Raw genomic sequence first — 15,787 nt, 5'->3', positions numbered from 1 at the left:
TTAGTGTCCGGTAGCGACACCCAACCAGACTCTCATTCTCCAGCTTTACGTGGAAGCTTGTGCAAGAAGGCTGCACCCACCAGCGGTTGACCGCAAATTTTGTCGAGCAGTGATTGACAGCAGGGCCTGGGCTGCGCGATTTTGATCTGAAACCTAGCATTACAGGGAGGTATTCTCATGAAACGCATCGTCGTGTGCTTTGATGGCACGTGGAATAAGCCGGCGGATGAGAATTTACCGGCCGATAAACAGGTTGAGACCAACGTCCGTCGTTTTTACGAGTCGCTGGCGGACCGAGGCACCGACGGCGCGGCGCAGCTCAAATGGTATGATGAGGGGGTTGGCAGCAAATGGTATGACAAGTTTCTTGGGGCACCATTGGGCTTGGCCTCGAGTTGAACATCATGCAGGGCTACGACTTTATCGCCAAGAACTACGAGAACGGTGATGAAGTGTATGTGCTTGGCTTTAGCCGCGGCGCCTACACGGCGCGCAGCTTAGTCGGCATGATTCGCAACTGCGGGCTGATCAAAAGCAGTTTTCTGGGCACCAGCACGGCGGTTGCTTACGGCATTTATCGCACCCGCGACGACGGGCCGGATTCTTCCGCGGCGAAGTTTTTCAAGTCGATGTTCTCACGGGATGTCAAGATTAAATTCGTCGGCGTTTGGGATACCGTCGGTGCTCTGGGTATTCCGATTCAGATTCTCAACATGGTGAACGCAAAATACTACGAATTTCACGACACCCAACTGTCGAAAATTGTCGAGAATGCCTATCACGCGGTGGCCATCGATGAGCATCGGCTCGATTTCCAAGTCTGCCTGTGGAACCCCAAGACAGAGCCCGAGCAAAAAATGGAGCAGCGTTGGTTTGTCGGCGCTCACTGCGACGTCGGTGGCGGTTACGCCGACCGGCGGCTGTCGGACATGGCGCTTGCGTGGATGCAGGACAAGGCCAGTAACCTCGGGCTTGGTCTCAAGCGCGTCAACGTGGGAGCGCAAAACTATCTCGGTGAATACGCTGACTCCTACGCGCAGTTTCTCAAAGGCATTTACGCCAAACGCAATGCGCGCCACTACCGCAAGTTCGGCGCGACCAAGTTCGGCCATGAGGTGCTCGACGAAACGGTGCAGAAACGGCGCAAGGAAGATCGCGAATACGAGCCGCAGAACGATGGATTGCCGAAAGTGCCGTAGGCAACAGGCAGTAGGCAATAGTTCTGATGGGGAGCTGGAGAGGAAGAGGCGGGAAAAGTGCGAATTTTGATTTATGGCTTTGGTCCCTATCGGCAGTTTCGTGACAACGTCACCAAACATGTGTTGCGGGCGCTGCCGGCGCGGCGCGGCCTGAAGAAGATTGTTTTCCCGGTGCGTTTTCACTGGGCGCAATTCATCGCGGCGGTTGAGCAACATCAGCCGGATATCGTTCTTGGTTTGGGACAATGCGGGCGCGGGCGGCTCCTACGGGTCGAAACGCGCGCCGTGAATGCGCGGCGCCAGCGCAAGACCGAAAAGCCGAAGTCGATTGTGCGCAACAAGGAAGCGCAGTTGCCGACAACTTTGCGTCCTGCGCTGGGCCGCAGTGGACGGCGCTCGCGCTTTGCGGGCGATTACGTCTGTAATTTCTCGATGTATGTGATGTTGGACTTGATCAGGAAAAAACGCTTGTCGACGCGCTACGGGTTCGTGCATATTCCGCACGACTACGATGCGAAGAAAGCGGCGCGCGTTCTGAACGCTGCGATGGTGGTGTGGGAGCGCGGCGAGAAGCGGGCGCGATAAATCGCGCCCCTACCAAAATCTTCCGAACTCTGCGTGCTCTGCGCCCCTGCGCGAGAGAATCTTAGGACTCGGCCTATTCCGCATCGCCGTTTTCGGCGGCCTTCAGCCGGCGCTTGCGCACGGCTTCGGCCAGCGCGTCGACGAGGGTGCGGGTGTCGTCCCAGCCGATGCAGGCGTCGGTGATGCTTTGGCCGTAGACCAGCGCTTTGCCTGGGATCAAATCCTGCCTGCCGGCTTTCAGGTGGCTCTCGACCATGATGCCGAAGATGCGCGCATCGCCTTCGGCGATTTGCTTCGCCACGTCATGGCCGACGGCCGCTTGTTTGGCCGGTTCTTTGCCGCTGTTGCCGTGGCTGCAGTCGATCATGATGCGCGCCGGGATGCCGGCTTCGGCTAGACTTTTCGCCGCGGCGGTGACGTTGGTGGCATCGTAATTGGGTTGTTTGCCGCCGCGCAGGATGACATGGCAGTCCTCATTTCCGGTCGTCGAAACGATGGCCGACTTGCCGGCCTTGGTGACCGACAAAAAATGATGCGGTGCCTGGGCCGCTCGAATCGCGTCCAGCGCAATGCGCACGTTGCCGTCGGTGCCGTTTTTAAATCCCACCGGACAGGACAAGCCCGAAGCCAACTCGCGATGCACCTGACTCTCGGTGGTGCGCGCGCCGATGGCGCCCCAGGAGACCAGGTCGGCGATGTACTGCGGCGTGATCATGTCGAGAAACTCGATGCCGGCGGGCACGTCGCTTTCATTCAATTCGAGCAATAACTGCCGGCCGACGCGCAGGCCGTCGTTGATTTGAAAGCTGCCGTCGAGATTGGGGTCGTTGATCAGGCCCTTCCAGCCCACAGTAGTACGCGGTTTTTCAAAGTAGACGCGCATCATGATCAACAGATCGGCCGCCAGCCGGTCGCGCGCCTCTTTGAGCTTGCCGGCGTATTCCTTCGCCGCTTTGACGTCGTGAATCGAACAGGGTCCCATAATCACGAGCAGGCGATCGTCGGCGCCGTGCAAAATGCGATGAATCGCCTGGCGGGTTTCATAGACCGTGCGCGCCGCTTTGTCGGTGATGGGAAAATCGCCCAGCAGCGTCGACGGTGTGAGGAGCTCCTTAATTTCCTTGATCCGCAGATCGTCGGTGTTCGGTTTCATAAAAATCTGGCCGTAAATTTGGTTAAGGCGAGATCATAGCGCAAATCGCGAGAAAATCGAAACGGCGGGGAGTAAGGGGCAAAGAGCAAAAGAGCAAAAGAGCAAAAGAGCAAAAGAGCAAAGAGGTAAGAGGTAAGAGGTAAGAGGTAAGAGGTAAGAGGTAAGAGACGGACGCGCTTACCGCTTTGCCCTTAGCGCTTCAGTGTTTCGTGGGCCACCACCGCCAGCGAAATTACCGCGATGATCAGCAAAGGCGCGTAGGCTAAAAACGGCACGCCGGCCGACGATCAGCGCGGTGCGCGAACCAAAATGATCGAGCAGCCAGCCGCTGATCGGCATGCCGGCAAAGCGGCCCACCGCAAGCGCGGTGATTAGTTGCGCCGCGGTGCCCGGGGTGATGTTAAAGGACTGGGCGAGCACGGAAATGGTCGGCACGACCATCGCCCACATGCCGGCCAGCATGGTGCTCGTGTAGAGTGTGATGAGGCCGCGCACGCCCGCAGTGAGTTTCATCTTGCGGTAGCGCGCAGCCACGAATTACTCAGGCTTGCAAAAAAAGCCGAGGCGACGAGAAAGACTGCGATCAATCCCCAGAGCAGCGGCTCGTAGGTTTGCCATTTGTCGAAGATGGCGCCGGCGATGACCGGGCCGAGCACGCCGCCCCAGGTGTAGAATAGCGTCATGTAGCCGCGAATTTTGGCGTAGTGGGTACGGCCGAAGAGATCGCCGACCAACGCCCAGCCCACCGGGTAGGTGGCCTCCACCGAGGCGAAGCAAATCGTAAATAAACACAGAAGCCAGACCGAGTCGGTGAAGATCGGAATCAACATTGACCCCGCAGCGACGAGCAGTATGGCCGCATTGAAGCGCGGCTTGTTCGACTTGTCGGCGTACCAGCCGAGAATCAACGTCGATGCCATGCCGAGGAAAGCAAAGCCACTGAGCAGCCAGGCGGCTTCATTCTGACTCAAGCCCTTCCAGACCATCATGGGAATGAAATGTACGGAGATCGCATGGTAGGAGCCGTTGCGCACGCCGGCCGCGAGCACCGAGCCCCAGAAGGCAAAGGATCGCAGCGCCTGGGCCACGGTGACGTCGTTCTCAGCCCTGGCAGGCTGAACCTTGCCGTCTTTGTCGGTGATCGTGGGCGGCGCCGGATCGCCGTCGGGCAACAACCCCATGCTTTCCGGCGAGCGGCGGATGCACAAGCAAAGCGGGATGCCGACGATCAAGAATGTCATGCCGCCAATTGCCGCACCCCAGCGCCAACCCCAGGCGTGGACGATGGCGCTCAAGATCGGCGCGATCAGCACGCCACCCAGGCCGAAGGCGGCGCTGCTGATGGTGATGGCGCGGGTGCGCTGGCGAATAAACCAGGTGTTGATCAACACCATCGGCCCATGCATGAAGCCGCCGGCGTGGGCCAGCGAAATCACCCCGAGATAGACAATTAGAAACGTCGCGTAGCTGTCTACTTGAGAGAACAAAAGATAGCCAAAGCCCATCAGCAACACGGCGGTGAGCATGATCGGCCGCGGCCCATAGCGGTCGAGCAAGTGGCCGATGATCGGCCCTTCGACGGCGCCCTCGGCGCGCGCCAGGGAAAATGCCAGCGAAGTGGCGGTGCGGTTGATGTTCAACTCTTGGCTAAGCGGCAGAAAAAAAATCGTAAAGCCAAAGCTGTGCAAGCCGGCGCCGAGGACGCGCAGGGCGCAGGTGGCCGCGACCATGCGCCAGCCGTAGAAAAGGTCGGACAGCTTATTGAACAAAAGAATGGTCCTGTACTATTTCTGGGGATTTATGAATGTCATTCTTGTTGTCGTCCCGAGGTCCGCCGAGGGATCTGCGGAGTATCTCGTTTTCTACGTGTCCGAAGATTCTTCGCTGGCGCTCAGAATGACAACGCGCCGCCTCGCGCAAAACAGCGCGGAATCAAAATTCCGCGCTCCCCGGCGTGCGCGGAAAGGGGATCACGTCGCGGATGTTTTTCAGTCCGGTGAGATACATCATTATCCGTTCTAGGCCGAGGCCGAAGCCGGCGTGCGGCGCGGTGCCGAAGCGGCGCAGATCGAGGTACCACCAGTAGGGTTTATCGTCCAGACCGGCGTCGCGCATGCGTTGGAGCAAAACATCGTGGCGTTCTTCGCGCTGGCTGCCGCCGATGATCTCGCCGACCCGCGGCACCAGCACGTCCATGGCGCGAACCGTTCGTCCGTCGTCGTTCATGCGCATGTAGAAGGCTTTGATGTGCTTGGGATAGTCGGTGACGATCACCGGTTTTTTGAAAATCTCCTCGGACAAAAAGCGCTCATGCTCGGTTTGCAGGTCGCTGCCCCAGTCGACCGGAAATTCCCAGGTCTTGCCCGACTTTTTGATTTCACCGATGGCGTCGGTATAGGTGATGTGGCCGAAGTCGGATTCGGCGACATGCTCTAGAGTTGTCAGCACGGTCTTTTCGATGAACTGGTTGAAAAATTCTAAATCTTCGCGGCACTGTTCGAGCACGTAGCGAATAATGTATTTCAAGAAATCTTCGGCGAGGCGCATGTCGTCTTCGAGCTCGTAGAACGCCATCTCCGGCTCGATCATCCAAAACTCCGCCAGATGGCGCGGCGTGTTACTGTTCTCGGCGCGGAAGGTGGGGCCGAAGGTGTAAACTTTCGAAAAGCCCATGGCGAAGATTTCCCCTTCGAGTTGGCCGCTGACGGTGAGAAACGCGGGCTTGCCAAAAAAATCCTTGGACCAGTCGACTCTGCTGTCTTGAGTCAGCGGTGGCTTCTGCAAATCCAGCGTCGTCACGCCAAACATCTGGCCGGCGCCTTCGCAATCCGACGTCGTGATGATCGGCGTCTGGACATAGAGAAACTCGCGCTCCTGAAAAAAGCGATGGATCGCGTAGCTGAGCGCGTTGCGCAAACGAAAGGCGGCGCCGAAGGTGTTGCTGCGCACGCGCAGGTGGGAAATCTCGCGGAGAAATTCCAGCGTGTGGCCCTTTTTCTGCAGCGGGTAGGTCGCGGCGTCGGCACTGCCGTATAGATGCAGCGAGGCAACCCGCAGCTCCACCGCTTGGCCTTTGGCCGGCGAGTCGACGAGGGTCCCAGTCGCGGCGATGCTGCTGCCGGTGGTGATGTGTTTGAGCAAGTCCTCGGCGACGACACCGGCGTCGACTACTAGTTGCATGCTTTTGAATCGGGAGCCGTCGTTCAACTCGATAAACGTAATGCCCTTGGAGTCGCGCCGCGAGCGGACCCAACCGCGCAGCGTGATTTCGCTGCCGGCCTTGAGACCGTAGGCCTGTTTGACCGAAACGTATTGTGCGCTCATATTCTTCAAGTATCGGACTCGTGCGCGCGATTCAACCGACAAATGGATAATGCATAGTAATGGATAATGGAAAATTGAAAATGGATAATGGCCGGACCCTTCGCAGTGTTTTTTCAGATATCTCGGTGCCTCCTGGCGCAGAGGTGCTGTCGACGTTGTTCGAGACTAACTGCGGGCGTATCCAGCGGATTGTTTCGCACGATCACGCTAGCCCGCCGGGCTTTTGGTACGATCAGGACGATGACGAATGGGTGATGGTCGTGCGCGGCAGCGCGGTGATCGAGTTCGACGATGGACGCCTCGTCGAGATGGCCGAGGGCGATTATCTGACCATCCCGCGTCACGCGCGCCACCGCGTGGCGCGGACGGATGCGGAGACGATTTGGTTGGCGGTGCATGTTATCGGAAGGCGATCATGAGGCGCGAAAGGTTTCTCTGCGTCCTCTGCGGAGCTGTGACAAAAATCGGGAGCCTCTCCGCCCACGCCCCACAAATCTCCCCTAACCCCTCTTTTCCAAAGAGGGGGACTCGGAGTCGACCTGGATCCTTCCCCCTTTGAAAAAGGGGGACACAGGGGGATTTGATTTTTCACAGCTTCTGCGCCTCTGCGCGAGAATCTCTTAGACTTCCCTCCGACTTTTTGTCGCGAATTGCTTTTCGTAGTGCGCGCGCAACTCTTCCAACTTGGTCGCCTGGCCCGGTCCTTTATCGTCGCGGATGCGCTTGATGCGTGCAAAACGCAGCGCGAAGCCGGAGCTGTACTGCGGGCTTTTTTGGATTTAGTTGTAGGCGACTTCGACGACGACATCGGGAGTCACGCTCACTGTGTCGCCATCGTCGGCGAGTTTTAGTTGCTGGAGTCGCGCGGTCATTTCGCTGAACTGTTTATCGGTCAATCCTTTGAAAGTTTTCCCGACCGGGGCAAAGTCGTCATCTCTGGCGACGGCCAAGTGATAGTTGGACAGCCAGCCGCGGCGCCGGCCCGAGCCGCGGTCGGCGGCGACGATGACGCAGTCGATGGTTTGCGCCGGCTTGATCTTGAACCAGAGCTTGCCGCGGTTGCCGGGCATGTAGGGGCTGGTGAGCGCCTTGGCCATGATGCCTTCGTGGCCGGCTGCGAGCGCTTGGCTGAGAAAATGTTCTGCCGCTGCAGCGTCGGTGGCGCGCGTGCGTGTGGCGAGATGGCTGCCGCTGGTTAGCTCGGATAATTTCTGCCAACGAGATTCGTAGCTTTCGTCGATCAACGAGGTGCCGTTCACCAGCAGACAATCGAAGAGGAAAAGTTGAAGCGGAATGTCGCTGCTGGCCGCCTCGATGCCGTGCACCCGGCGAAAGCGGCGCATTAATTCCTGAAATGGATAGGGCCGGCCGTCGTTGCCGACGGCGACCACCTCGCCGTCGAGGATCAGCGATTGGGCATGATCCATCCGGCGGATCAGCGCGACGATTTCCGGCAAGCTGGAGGTGACTTCGGTCAGACGGCGACTCCACAGGCGCACCTGGTCGCCGTGCTTGTGAATCTGCACAGGCGCGCCGTCGTATTTATATTCGAGCGCGGTGGTTCCGCCGTGAATGCGCAGGATTTCGGTCAAGTCTCCCGTCAACTCGGAAAGCATCGGCAAAAGCGGCACAAATAGCTTGATGTCGACGTGTTGCAATCCGTCGGCTTTCTCTGAAAGCGCAATTGCGGCGACCTCCGCGAGATCGGCTAGAAACAACGCGGCGCGCCGGACCGACTTTAGATCGGCGCCCGCGGCGCGCGCGATCGCTTCCAGAATCAAGCCGTCATGCAGGCCGATGCGCAGCTCGCCATGAAGGAGTCGGAACAAAATGCCCCGATCGTTGAGATTGATTCGCTCGACCAAAGCACGCAGCTGGTTTGATTTCTCCAGGCGTGAGCCTTTCCCGTTGGCACCGGCGATGCGGCCGAAGGCGTCGGCAACTTCGCTGAGAGTCGGTGATTCCTCCTGAGAACTAGGCTGTGCGGCAATCCCCCTGGCCTCGGCGAAAGCGGCGGGGCCAAGGTCAAGCGTACGCGGATCGGAAACCGGGAAGGGTCGTCCCGAGAGAAACGCAACGGCAGTGCGAACCTCATCGCGGGCCAGTTGCTTGAGAAAATCCGCAGCGAGATTGATTTTCGTGAGGCGGCTCGCAGTGTTGGCCAAATCGACGCACAGGCTGGCGAATTGCGAGAAATGCATGGTGTATCTTAGCATCGGCAAAGGGGCGCGTAGAAGTCTGGGTGGATTGTGCTAAAAAACCATCCGGAGTCCTTCGACAGGCTCAGGACGAACGGAATCGGAGTTGAAATCGTTCATGAAATAGTCCGTTCATGCTGAGCCGGTCTAGCATTCTTGGATTTTTAATAGAAACTCGGTTGCAGCTCAGCCGTGCGGCTAATGGCTCTGCTCCGAATTTCCAGTTTTTGGTAATCGCGCTGCGGGCTTTCTTTCTCGTAAGAATGCCGCGGACGAAAATCCCTTGTTTTTACTACTGGCACTTGTCTTGCGTTTATCCGCTAGCGTGAACCAAAGCGATGATACCGAAGGTCCCGCTGCGGCGGCCGACCTGATCGCGGCGATGATGCAGCCTGGCTTCTATCCGAAGCCGCCGGCGCAAGTCACGCACAAAGAGACACACATTTCCCATCTGTTTTTTGCCGGCAATCTGGTGTTCAAAATCAAAAAAAATGTGCGCTACGCCTTTCTCGACTACGGCACGCTGGCCAGACGGCGATACTTTCTTAACGAAGAGCTGCGTCTCAACCGGCGCTTGGCGCCGTCGGTGTATATCGGCGTCATGCCGATCTGTCGAGACGATGGGGCCTGGCGCCTGGGCGGTTGGGGAGAACCGGAGGAGTATGCGCTGGTGATGCGCCGCTTGCCGGAAAAACGCATGCTGCCGTTTCTCCTGCAAACCCACCAAGTCACCGTTGAAATGATGCGCGAGTTGGCCGCGGTGTTGGCGCGCTTTCATAAAGAAGCGCCGCGGGCGCATACCACGGACGGCGCCGCTTACCGGGCGCGGGTCGAAAAACAGTGGCGCGAAAATCTCGCTGACCTGGCGCCCTTCATCGGTGGCTGGATCGCACGCCATGAGCTCGATCGCGTGGCGGATTTTGGCAGCGCGTTGTTGCAACGCCATGGGGAGCTGCTGGTGCGCCGGGCTGAAGCCGGTTGGGTGCGCGATGCGCATGGCGATCTGCACTGCGAGCATGTCTGCTTCGCTCCCGAAGGGGTGCAGATTTTCGATTGCCTCGAGTTCGATGCCGAGCTGCGCTGCTGCGACCTGGCGGCTGAGATGGCCTTTCTCTTGATGGATCTCGAGGTGCACGGCGGTGCGGCCCTGATCGAGCCTTTGCAGAGCCGCTACCGCGAATTGATCGACGACGCCGGGCAAGCGACGCTGCTGCCGTTTTTTAAATGCTACCGCGCGCTGGTGCGCGCCAAGGTTCATGCCCTGCGCGGCCCTGAGGACGTTGCCACGGCGGCGCGCTATTGGCGTTATGCGCTGCGCTTAATCTGGCGGAGCGGGCCGCCCTTTCTGGTTGCTGCCTGCGGCCTGACCGGCAGCGGCAAGTCGACCTTGGCGCGCGAGCTGGGCGAGCGCTTAGGCGCGCCGGTGCTCAACTCCGATGTGGTGCGCAAGAACCTGGCTGGCGTACAGGGTGCGCGGCAGGTAGCATTCGCTGCCGACATCTATAGCCAGGGCATGACCGCCAGGACGTACAACCAGCTGATCCGTGAAGCCGAGAAATACTTAAGCCGCGGCAGCAGCGTGATTCTCGATGCGACATTTACCCAGCGCGAGCAGCGCGACAAGCTGGCGCAGCTTGCGCGCAAACTTAAGGTTCCGCTCTTTTTCATCCATGGCGTTGCTAGCGCGGCCGTCACCCGGGCCCGTCTCGCTGCCAGAACCGCCGCCGCCAATGACATTTCGGACGGCCGCTGGGAAATTTACCAGAAGCAGCTCGAAACCCAGGAACGCCTCGACGAAGTGTCTGCGGAGGATCTTTTGGAGCTGAACACCGAAGCGGCGCCGGATCAGCTCGCGACCCAGTGCGAAAAATTCTTACAGCGGCGGCTGGCGCCCGTGCATTAGCCGCGCCAGATGCTCAGGTCTATTCCGATTTCTTGTATAAGCCGACCGTTCTCTCTCATTTCTGCGACAGCTCTAAAGCGATTTTCGCAGAGCTGCGAAAAATCGCTCTTAGCAGCGCGAATTTTGGTCGATTTCGCTGGCATGCCAGTTGCGCAAGGAAGATTTAGGGACAAGCGATCGGAGGTGCCCATGTACAAGAAACTGCTGGTGCCGTTGGACGGATCGAAAACCGCCGAGAGAGTTTTGCCGTTTGCCCGCGCTTTGGGAGGGGCGCTGAAGATTCCCGTCGAGCTGCTTGAAGTCATCGATCTTTCGACGATGTCGCTCCATGTTGCGGCCGACAAGGCGCGTTATCTAGACGTGCTGATCGCCGAAAGCGAGAACAGCGCCAAAGAATATTTGAAAGAAATCGCCGCGACGTTCCCCGGCATCGAGGTCACCTACACGGTGAAACGGGGCGGCCCGGGAGACGTGATCATCGAACGCGCCGCGGCAAACCAGGACACGCTGATTACCATGGCGACCCACGGCCGGTCCGGTGTCAGCCGTTGGCTCATGGGCAGCGTCGCCGAAAAAGTATTGCGCGGCGCGACCACGCCGCTGTTTCTCGTGCGCGCCGGCGACGAAGAAAGCGTCAGCAGCGGCGCCGCGGCGCTCAAGTCGGTGATCGTCGCGCTGGACGGCTCCGAGTTGGCCGAGAAGGTGCTGCCGGTGGTTACCGAAGTCGCCAAGCTTTTGAATCTGTCTGTGGTGCTCTTCCGAGCCTACGAGCTGCCGGCGTCGGCCTACTACGGCAGCGAAGATTATTTGCCTAACTACGACGCGCTGAAAAAAGAAGTCGCAGAGGACGCGCGCAAGTATCTCGACGAAAAAGTAGCGGCGCTCAAAGGGCGCGGTTTGCCCAACGTGTCGGCGGTCCTAGTGGAGGGCGCGGGAGCCGACGAGATCATCCGCTACGCCCATGATCATCCCGATACGCTGGTGGCGATGTGCACCCACGGCCGCTCGGGTGTGAAGCGTTGGGTGCTGGGCAGCGTCACTGAAAAAGTCGTGCGCCACTCTGACGATCCGGTGCTGGTGGTGCACGCAGCTTGAGAGGGCAAATTGTGAAAACGGAAACGCGTAAAGCGGAAATCCCAGAAACACTCGCCGCGAGCGTTTGCGAAAATTTCCGTAGCTTTCGCGGCAGATCGAAATATCGCTGTGAAGAGGAGGTCCCTATGAAAAAGGTAAGAAAAATTCTGGCGCCGACGGATCTCTCGGATTTATCCGCAGTCGGTGTCCGCTACGCCATGGAGATGGCGCGCGAGTTGAGCGCCGAAGTGCTGGTCTATCGGGTCATGCCCCTGGGCGAAGATTGGGTGCCGCCGCGCCTGGATTCAGGGCCGGTGCGCGATCTGTTGGCGAATGAGACTGCCGCGTTGGAGAAGTTTCTCAGTGAGAAATTTGCCGATGAGTTAAATCTTGTCGAAATCACCAAACGCGTCGAGTTCGGCGCGGCGCACAGCAACATCGTCGATGCGGCCGAACGCGAAGGCGTGGATATGATCATCATGGCGACCCACGGGCGCACCGGCTTCAACCACATTCTCCTCGGCAGCGTGGCGGAGAAGGTCATCGCGCGGGCGACTTGCCCGGTGCTGGTGATACCGGCGGGCGATCGCAAGAAAGCGGCGGCGAAGGCGGCCTAGGGCGGCAAAGCGCAAAGGGTAGGGATAGGGAGCGCGGAGCCGGAGGGGCTCGGAAATGAACCACGAAACACACGAAGGACACGAAAACTGATTCATCATTCTGATTTCGTGACTTTCGTGTCTTTCGTGGTTGCTTCTCAGAGTCTTGAGCTAAGAATCCAATCGGATGCGGAAGCCTTCCTTCGTGAGCGCGTCGCGCAGTTGCTCGATCTGCTCGCGGCCGGTGGTTTCGAGGGTGAGTTCGACTTCGGTTTCGCCCAGGGCGATGGCGCCGAAGCCGCGGCTCTGACCGATTTGCAGGATGTTGGCGCCGAGGGCGGCGATGGATTGTGTCAGCTTGGCCAAGTTACCGGGACGATCGGGGATGACGACAAGAAATCGGCTCAGACGGCCGTCTTGGATCAAGCCTTTTTCGATGATGCGCGCAATCAGATTCATGTCGATGTTGCCGCCGGAGATCACCAGGCCAACGTTCTTACCGTCGAGGGTTACTTTCTTGTTGATCAGCGCCGCCAGCGGCACGGCAGCGGCGCCTTCGGCGACGGTCTTTTCGATTTCCAAAAGCATCAACACGGCGTTGGCGATCTCGCCCTCGCTGACGGTGACGATCTCATCGACGAATTCTTTGACCAGGGCCAAAGGCGTTTCGCCGACGCGGCGCACGGCGATGCCGTCGGCGATGGTCAGTGCCGGCGGCACGCGCACCGGCGCGCCGCTTTGCAACGCGACGCGCATCGACGGCACGCTTTCGGCTTGCACGCCGATGACGCGGATATCGCGCTTGAGCGTCTTTAACACCAGCGCGATGCCGCCGATGAGGCCGCCGCCGCCGACCGGCACGATGACCGCGTCCAAGTCGGGGTTTTGCTCGTAGAGCTCAAGACCGATGGTGCCCTGGCCGGCGACGACCCACGGATCGTTGAAGGCGGGAATGTAAGTCAAACCTTCCGCCTGGCTCAGCCGCTGTGCCTCGGCGAAGGCCTCATCGTAGTCGGCGCCGTGCAACAGCGCGCGGGCACCGTAGTGGCGCACACGGCTGACTTTGATCAGCGGGGCTTGTTTGGGCATGACGATCGTCGCGTTGATGCCGAGCCGCTGACTGTGGAACGCCAAAGCCATGCCGTGATTGCCGGCGCTGGCGGCGATCACGCCGCGCCGCGATTCCTCGGCATTCAGCGTCAGTAGCCGATTGAGAGCGCCGCGTTCTTTGAACGAGCCGGTCATTTGCAAATTGTCGAGTTTGAAGAACACCCGATTGCCGCTCATGCGGCTGATGGTTTCGGAGTAGGCGAACGGGGAGAGATAGATCCGTTCTTTGATGCGCTCGCGCGCTTCTTCGACGTCGACGAAGGTGACCATATGACGCTCACGTTAGAATTAAACAACCGGTGCATGCAAGGCGCGGCCGGTCGATTGAATGCTTAAGGGCTTCATGCGATGACAAGAGAAATGGCAACGGCGGCGAATGTTAGCGCAGCGGATGTGGCGCGCTACCGAGAAAATTATCTCGTCGAGATGGACGGCATCGCTTTGTATCGCGCCATGGCGGCGGCGGAGCAGGATCAAGAGCGGGTCTCGATTTTCGAGAAGCTGGCGGAAAACGAAGAGCGCCACGCCCAGCGCTGGGCGCGCTTGATCAAAAACGCCGGCGGCACGGTGCCGGCGCACCGGCCGACGGCGCGGGTGCGCATGCTGGGCTGGATGGCGCGCCGCTTCGGCACGCGTCGGGTGGTGCCCATTATTAGCAGCATGGAAGCGCGCGACGAGCCGGGCTACATGCAGCAACCCGAAGCGGTCGGCATGCCTGCCGAGGAGCGCGCCCACAGCCGCACGCTGCGCGCCATGGCCGGCGGTATGAGCGAGCAGCAGGCGATTGCCGGCATCGAGCGCTGGCATGTGACGGCGCGCGGCGGCGGTTTGCGCGCGGCGGTGTTCGGCGTCAACGATGGTCTGTTGTCCAATTTTTGTTTGGTCATGGGCTTTGCCGGCGCCGAGGCCAAGCCGGAATACATTATTCTCGCTGGCATCGCCGGACTTTTGGCCGGCTCTTTTTCGATGGCGGCAGGCGAATATGTCTCAGTGCGCTCGCAGCGCGAAGTCTTCGAGCAGCAGATCGCCATGGAAAAACAAGAAGTGGAGATGTCGCCCAAGGAGGAGGAAGAAGAGCTGTCGCTGATCTATCGCGCCAAGGGCTTGCCGGAAAAAGAAGCGGCGCTGTTGGCGCACCGGATCATTGCCAACCCGCACACCGCCATCGACACGCTGGCGCGCGAAGAGTTGGGGCTCGATCCTTCGGAACTCGGCTCGCCGTGGATTGCGGCGCTCAGCTCCTTCGTGTCATTCGTGATCGGCGCTTTTATCCCGGTGTTACCCTACCTATTGTCGAGCGGTAGCACGGCCGTCGCGGTCAGCACTGCTTTGAGCTTCGCCGCATTGTTCGGCGTCGGCGCGTTGGTATCGATTTTCACCGCGCGCGGCCCACTCGTCAGCGGCGGCCGCATGGTTGCCATCGGCGTATTGGTTTCGGCGATTACGTATGGAGTGGGGTGGTTGTTCGGCGTGTCCACCGGCTGAAGTCTCACGCATGCGTTTTTGCTTCGCGCCACTGTTCGGCAGATAACCTGCCTCTTTTCCATTCGGCCGTGAAGCGGGAAAGATCGTAGTGGTCCGCTTTATCCCCGGCCAGACCCCACACAATCACACCCAGGCGCCCCAGTAGCACGGCGGCTGAGACTCCATCGGTCGCGCTGATTTCTTGCCACGCAGATTCCATGTCACGGCTCCACATAACGTCGTCAAAAATGACGATCGAACCGGGATGCAGCGCCGGCGTGATGCGCTTGAGATAGTGAATGGTTGCGGCGCGCTCGTGTTGGCCGTCAATGTACGCGAAGTCGAGGGCCGTGCCAAAGCCTGGCAGTAGGGCATCGAGAGCGTCGTCGAAGAGAGCATTTCTCACTTCGCACTGACCGGCGGCAACTTGGTTTATGTGGCGACCGGCAAGCTTTGCCAGGTCAGGCGATCCCTCCACAGTGACAAAGCGTTGACAAAGGGGGGCAGACGCCAAGTAGCTGCCGGAAATTCCGGCACAACCCCCGAGCTCGAGAATCGTCCGTGCCTGTGCGCTGCTGGCGCAGAGATGGAGAAAGCTGCCCCAGTAGCGCGAGATACTGGCGACTTCGGCGATGTAAGCCAGGGTGCTCCGATCGATCGCTCCTGGAATCGGTCGTTTCTGATCGGTTTGACCGGAACCTTCCGGCTGCGGCTCGGGTGATGGGTAAACCGATACGATTTGATTGCCGGCGCGGATGAGCTCCACGCGCAGAGCCTCAATTCGATCGGCAATTTGGCTCGCCTGCAATGGAGCCGCACCGGTAAACAGGAACTCGGTGGGAGCGCGCAGCACAACGGGAAATCCCTTTGAGCATAGCCGCGCGAGCGCGCGCCGGCCGGCGGCGCCGACGATGCGGCGATGGGCGCTGCGTGCCGCCGACCGGAGCCTATTTTTCGATTGCTTCATTGGGACACTGAGGCTACTTTCATGCGTCGAACCTGGGGAGGCATGAACATTGCTTTTCTAGCAGAGCTTTGCGCGGTCTTGAAGAGTGTCAAAATTTTGCGAGCTATGATCAAAGCGTGTGGAAATAGGAAATAGGTAGGCGTACCCTTTCGCGAATCTAAAAACGAAAGGCTGCCTGTTGGCGCAGGCAGGAAAGGATACGCCGATGAGAGAA

13 protein-coding genes and 1 pseudogene are annotated in these 15,787 nt (G+C 59.4%); 7 read left to right on the top strand and 7 right to left on the bottom strand.

Going from position 1 to position 15,787, the window contains the following annotated elements; translation table 11 throughout:
- Positions 1 to 177: 177 nt before the first annotated feature.
- Together FJ145_18800 and FJ145_18795 are read left to right on the top strand one after the other, a co-directional pair.
- A pseudogene (locus FJ145_18800) lies at positions 178 to 1,199 on the top strand (DUF2235 domain-containing protein).
- Positions 1,200 to 1,256: 57 nt separating this feature from the next.
- Positions 1,257 to 1,784 carry a hypothetical protein gene (locus FJ145_18795; protein ID MBM4263465.1) on the top strand — a complete coding sequence of 176 codons (528 nt, stop codon included), beginning with the start codon at positions 1,257 to 1,259 and terminating at the stop codon, positions 1,782 to 1,784.
- Between the two features lie 73 nt (positions 1,785 to 1,857).
- Here the strand turns inward: FJ145_18795 and aroG are convergent, their stop codons facing one another.
- The 4 genes from aroG to asnS form a co-directional block, all read right to left on the bottom strand.
- Positions 1,858 to 2,937, bottom strand: coding sequence for a 3-deoxy-7-phosphoheptulonate synthase AroG (aroG, locus tag FJ145_18790; protein MBM4263464.1), 1,080 nt, complete (start codon positions 2,935 to 2,937; stop codon positions 1,858 to 1,860).
- 177 nt (positions 2,938 to 3,114) lie between these two features.
- Entirely contained in the window at positions 3,115 to 3,471 is a 357-nt protein-coding gene (locus FJ145_18785; GenBank protein MBM4263463.1) for an MFS transporter, read from the bottom strand.
- A complete protein-coding gene (locus FJ145_18780; protein MBM4263462.1) occupies positions 3,447 to 4,706 on the bottom strand; it encodes an MFS transporter in 1,260 nt (419 codons plus the stop codon). The genes FJ145_18785 and FJ145_18780 overlap by 25 nt, the downstream gene beginning before the upstream one ends.
- A gap of 163 nt (positions 4,707 to 4,869) precedes the next feature.
- Entirely contained in the window at positions 4,870 to 6,261 is a 1,392-nt protein-coding gene (asnS, locus tag FJ145_18775; protein MBM4263461.1) for an asparagine--tRNA ligase, read from the bottom strand.
- Positions 6,262 to 6,341: 80 nt separating this feature from the next.
- Here asnS and FJ145_18770 point away from each other — a divergent pair, with 80 nt between their 5' ends.
- Entirely contained in the window at positions 6,342 to 6,680 is a 339-nt protein-coding gene (locus tag FJ145_18770) for a cupin domain-containing protein (GenBank protein ID MBM4263460.1), read from the top strand.
- A gap of 360 nt (positions 6,681 to 7,040) precedes the next feature.
- Here FJ145_18770 and FJ145_18765 read toward each other — a convergent pair whose 3' ends face one another.
- On the bottom strand, positions 7,041 to 8,483 hold the full coding sequence (locus FJ145_18765; protein MBM4263459.1) for an ATP-dependent DNA ligase: 1,443 nt from the start codon (positions 8,481 to 8,483) through the stop codon (positions 7,041 to 7,043).
- A 301-nt stretch (positions 8,484 to 8,784) separates the two neighbouring features.
- On the opposite strand from FJ145_18765, the gene FJ145_18760 reads away from it, so the two are divergent.
- The 3 genes from FJ145_18760 to FJ145_18750 all read left to right on the top strand — a co-directional run bounded on the left by FJ145_18760 (position 8,785) and on the right by FJ145_18750 (position 12,053).
- A complete protein-coding gene (locus FJ145_18760; GenBank protein MBM4263458.1) occupies positions 8,785 to 10,362 on the top strand; it encodes a kinase in 1,578 nt (525 codons plus the stop codon).
- Positions 10,363 to 10,371: 9 nt separating this feature from the next.
- Complete coding sequence (locus FJ145_18755; protein MBM4263457.1) at positions 10,372 to 11,457, top strand: universal stress protein; 1,086 nt, start codon at positions 10,372 to 10,374, stop codon at positions 11,455 to 11,457.
- A gap of 125 nt (positions 11,458 to 11,582) precedes the next feature.
- Positions 11,583 to 12,053: a universal stress protein gene (locus FJ145_18750; GenBank protein MBM4263456.1), complete on the top strand. Its 471-nt coding sequence runs from the start codon at positions 11,583 to 11,585 to the stop codon at positions 12,051 to 12,053.
- 150 nt (positions 12,054 to 12,203) lie between these two features.
- On the opposite strand, the gene FJ145_18745 is transcribed toward FJ145_18750, so the two are convergent.
- Positions 12,204 to 13,412, bottom strand: coding sequence for a threonine ammonia-lyase (locus FJ145_18745; protein MBM4263455.1), 1,209 nt, complete (start codon positions 13,410 to 13,412; stop codon positions 12,204 to 12,206).
- A 78-nt stretch (positions 13,413 to 13,490) separates the two neighbouring features.
- On the opposite strand from FJ145_18745, the gene FJ145_18740 reads away from it, so the two are divergent.
- On the top strand, positions 13,491 to 14,627 hold the full coding sequence (locus tag FJ145_18740) for a rubrerythrin family protein (GenBank protein ID MBM4263454.1): 1,137 nt from the start codon (positions 13,491 to 13,493) through the stop codon (positions 14,625 to 14,627).
- A gap of 4 nt (positions 14,628 to 14,631) precedes the next feature.
- Here FJ145_18740 and FJ145_18735 read toward each other — a convergent pair whose 3' ends face one another.
- Entirely contained in the window at positions 14,632 to 15,573 is a 942-nt protein-coding gene (locus FJ145_18735) for a hypothetical protein (GenBank protein ID MBM4263453.1), read from the bottom strand.
- Positions 15,574 to 15,787 lie beyond the last annotated feature (214 nt).

It is taken from the genome of Deltaproteobacteria bacterium (assembly GCA_016874755.1).
Taxonomy (GTDB): Bacteria; Desulfobacterota; Binatia; order UBA9968; family UBA9968; genus DP-20.
Note: the sequence above shows the minus strand (reverse complement) of the source record. Positions and strands in the feature narration are given on the sequence as shown.

Excerpts from the sequence above, each read along its gene's own strand:
- FJ145_18735 (MBM4263453.1), bottom strand. The coding sequence starts at position 15,573 with ATGAAGCAATCGAAAAATAGGCTCCGGTCGGCGGCACGCAGCGCCCAT.
- FJ145_18755 (MBM4263457.1), top strand. The coding sequence starts at position 10,372 with ATGCTCAGGTCTATTCCGATTTCTTGTATAAGCCGACCGTTCTCTCTC.
- FJ145_18770 (MBM4263460.1), top strand. The coding sequence starts at position 6,342 with ATGGATAATGGCCGGACCCTTCGCAGTGTTTTTTCAGATATCTCGGTG.
- FJ145_18750 (MBM4263456.1), top strand. The coding sequence starts at position 11,583 with ATGAAAAAGGTAAGAAAAATTCTGGCGCCGACGGATCTCTCGGATTTA.
- FJ145_18745 (MBM4263455.1), bottom strand. The coding sequence starts at position 13,412 with ATGGTCACCTTCGTCGACGTCGAAGAAGCGCGCGAGCGCATCAAAGAA.
- aroG (MBM4263464.1), bottom strand. The coding sequence starts at position 2,937 with ATGAAACCGAACACCGACGATCTGCGGATCAAGGAAATTAAGGAGCTC.
- asnS (MBM4263461.1), bottom strand. The coding sequence starts at position 6,261 with ATGAGCGCACAATACGTTTCGGTCAAACAGGCCTACGGTCTCAAGGCC.
- FJ145_18740 (MBM4263454.1), top strand. The coding sequence starts at position 13,491 with ATGACAAGAGAAATGGCAACGGCGGCGAATGTTAGCGCAGCGGATGTG.